Source organism: Haemophilus parainfluenzae (genome assembly GCF_003252795.1).
Classification (GTDB): domain Bacteria; phylum Pseudomonadota; class Gammaproteobacteria; order Enterobacterales; family Pasteurellaceae; genus Haemophilus_D; species Haemophilus_D parainfluenzae_K.
In genome coordinates, this window is the sequence record NZ_QEPQ01000009.1 from 1 (window position 1) to 3,542 (window position 3,542).

At 32.8% G+C, this 3,542-nt stretch carries 3 protein-coding genes; 1 reads left to right on the forward strand and 2 read right to left on the reverse strand.

What is annotated here, in order from left to right:
- Positions 1–199: 199 nt before the first annotated feature.
- Positions 200–640, forward strand: a complete 441-nt coding sequence (locus DPV81_RS09445; RefSeq protein ID WP_207930113.1) for a hypothetical protein — start codon at positions 200–202, stop codon at positions 638–640.
- A gap of 170 nt (positions 641–810) precedes the next feature.
- Here the strand turns inward: DPV81_RS09445 and DPV81_RS09325 are convergent, their stop codons facing one another.
- Both DPV81_RS09325 and DPV81_RS09330 read right to left on the reverse strand, forming a co-directional pair.
- Positions 811–1,164, reverse strand: coding sequence for a hypothetical protein (locus DPV81_RS09325; protein WP_111388084.1), 354 nt, complete (start codon positions 1,162–1,164; stop codon positions 811–813).
- A gap of 917 nt (positions 1,165–2,081) precedes the next feature.
- On the reverse strand, positions 2,082–2,333 hold the full coding sequence (locus DPV81_RS09330) for a hypothetical protein (RefSeq protein WP_111388085.1): 252 nt from the start codon (positions 2,331–2,333) through the stop codon (positions 2,082–2,084).
- Positions 2,334–3,542: the final 1,209 nt, after the last annotated feature.

A 3,542-nucleotide genomic window follows, 5' to 3' on the forward strand; every position in this document is an offset into this window, starting at 1 on the left:
CGCTTTGCAAATTACTTGCTTTACTAGCTACCCTTTGCTAAGATTTGACTTGTCGAGGGTCTAATCGTTAGCAAAGAACGCAACGAACAGATTACAAGAAAAAGGGCATAGATGTCAAAATCTATGCCCTTTTTCTTATTGAATTTTTTTATTACGGCATTACTATGTGTTTGGTTTTATTATTTTATGGATAGCATTTATGTTAATCAAAGATGTAGATTCTCGGATAAGAGAAAATTTGAATCTTATAGATAGGGGAAAGAGAGTAAACATTATTACGATAGGATATTTTACTGATGTTCAATTTAGCGAAATTAATAAGTATAGAATTGAAAATGATTTACCTGAATTATTGAGTAATGAAATCGTCTATATGGGTAGGCATCATTACAATAGCAGAGTTATTAAAGATGGGTATTCTATAGATGATCTAATTGAGCAAATTAAGAATAGTCTTAACAAAGATTCTGTTGTTGTTTTTAATAAAAAAGGAAGCTGTTTAAAAAGCGCGCATACAAGAGATGATGGATATGGTAATACTGTAACTGATTTCGCAGTATTTGAGTTTACAGCGCGCAAACCAAAAGCTGAATTATATTGCGTTGTACCTAAAGGAGATATAAAAAAACCACCTAAATAAAGGTGGTTTTTTTATCTAGATAATCCAGGGTATCTATTGTCCTGCGCCCTCATCTAGAGCAATCCAGGGTATCTGTTGTCCTGCGCCCTTGCTAGTTACAATATAGCTATTGTTTTTCTAGAAATCAATCTATTTAGATAAAAAAATAGGCTTTTTTATATCTTTCACTTTTATCTTACATTTGTCGTAAAGATAGATTGTTCCATTTTATCTCTAAACTTTCTAAATGCATCTTCTTTTTTCATTTCAGCCTTTAACTGACTCACTCTAGCTGGGCTAATTTTAAAAGCATCTGCAATTTCTGCATTAGGTATACCAGTTCTTATTTGCGCTAATATGATTTCTTTCTTTAGGTTATAAGCCTTAAGTTCAACTTGTGAGACTAAACGAGCTAAATGTTCAAAGTAGTCTCTTTTAAAGTATAAGTTTCTAAAATAACCGGTATCATCTTTCTCCACATCCTCTATTATTTTACTTAATTGTTCCAATATCATAGTTGTTCTAGGGATTATGCTTTGATTCATCTGCAACTCCTTTCCAATATTAAATTAACTTAATTTAATTTCATTATAGGGTTTGCTGGAAAAAAATCAAATGAGTATTTGTAATGCATTGATTTTAAATAGAAATTAAACCTTTAGCTTTTCGGTCTTTGTAAAAGATTGTCAAGTAATTTATTTAAAATTTGATAAAATATTAGCGTTAAAAAAAAGCAAATGTGCTGCAACACATTTGCTTATTATTAAAACTTAGTCATTAAAGATTAAAGGTTAATGATAAAGTTAGATTGCTGATGAAATCGATAAGATTTTCAATCTTATCCAACAGCATAATGAAGATCAAAATTGTAATATTAATTTTTTCCATATAAACTCCATAAAGTTTATAGTTAAAATTAACACTCTAGGCACACATAGTATGACTAGAGTGCACCAAGCTCGTATGTGTTACGAGCTTTTTTATTATACTACAAAGGAAAAATAAATTGTTGCATATAGAACATTTTCCAAAAAATTTTTAAATTTAAAAAAAATCATGCATGCTTTATGCATATTTCATGCAACAGCTTCGCATAAAGTGCGATTATGTTAAATGATTTTAGTCACTTAAATCGCTTGTTTATGCAGAATATAGGTGTGATTTACATCACACCAAAACTACGTAATAAATCTAAGATAGCGTTCACAATTCTCAAGATTTCTAGAATTATTTCTAAGAATTTCTTCATATGGAATCCTCATATTAATTTATATTATTTATATAGATCTTATTTAATCTATATATCTATATATCTTCGGCTTTAAGAGAGGAGACTAAAGGATTTAGTGATATTTGGAGAGATGATGAACTTCAGCAGTAATCTGATTTTATCTACCGCGCCACAAGTGGCTTGCTGAATCAATAAAGGCATTGCCAACGAGTGACAATGCCTTTTATCGATTTACCAAAATAAATGCTTTATACGCCTTTTTAGAGCCTTGATTGGATGTTTTCTTTCCCATTCCTTTGCCGCTTTCTCAAAAGCTGCTTGAGACTTACGATTGACGGCAAATTTGGCGTGAGATTTTTCAAACACACTTAAAAGGCTTTCACGGCGTTTTTTAGTCCTATTTTTTAAAAATAACCATAAAGAGAAAAGCGCTATCAATATGATCGAAAGGTTATAAAAAACTATACGCAGGATTTCATTCATTTTTATCTTTTCCTCTCTCAAACATTCGGCATAGGATCGCCATTATAGGGTAATAAAATTTCATAAGATTTTATTAAAACGAACCCAAGATATTTATATTGAAAACCTCTAACAATTTGATGAATCTACACACCTAACGCAAAATTGCATTTTGCCTTTTTTTCCTTTCAACTCAATGAGTAACGTATATAGTGATTAAATTTTGAATAGGGGATCCGAGATTCTATATAGCATCTCTACAGATGCTATATAGCACACCTTTGATTTTATTAAGGAAATCTCGCTTCTGTGCGATTTAGCATATAAAAAGATGCGATTTAGCATACAAAAAGATTCTCTGGAGCATCTCCACAGACTCTCCAGAGAATCTTTTTACCCATAAATTGCTCTAATCAAGAGGTAGGATTGATATTAAATAGTGACAGTGTTTCAAACTAAACTCATAAATTTTAAATAAAAGAAGCCATAAAGCTCCGATGTGGTATTAAAAAATACGGAGCCCTTTGGGCGACTTCTTTTACTGAAAAGTTTCGCTAATTTTTTTAACTTTAGCTTGGCTTTTCTTCCTTAAAATTTACAAAAAAATTTTATTATTTATTAGCGCTCGTGGGGCTTGTGGGTTGTAGGTTTTTAGTGTGGGTAATGCTCGTGCGGTAACTTGTGTGCAACTCGTAGAGTTGTGCAAGGCGAAGCCGTCAAGTTATCCATCAGCATTATCCATACGATGCCGCAGGCAAAAAACCGTTAAACAATCCACAAATCCACAGCGCCCAAAAGAGCGAGTTTCTTTGTAACGTTCTCAGTCATCGGTAAGTGAATGGCTTACCAGTAAAAAAGCGTGTTTTCGTTGGAATTTTAGACCCTAAACAATTCAATTCCGCTGTAGCCTTAACTTCTCGTTTATCAGGTACCTGTTATCGTACGGTGAGACGGTGGCAGAGCTTACGTATCGCTGTAAGTGCGCTAAATTTTACACCACAATTTGCCTGTTTATGCCTTCCGGCAGTCCGAGCTAATGACCCTTGAAGTTATGGTTTGCGTTTCTTGTTTACGTCGTTGATATGATTTTTTGGTAGTAGGGACGCTTTGCAAATTACTTGCTTTACTAGCTACCCTTTGCTAAGATTTGACTTGTCGAGGGTCTAATCGTTAGCAAAGAACGCAACGAACAGATTACAAGAAAAAGGGCATAGATGTCAAAATCTATGC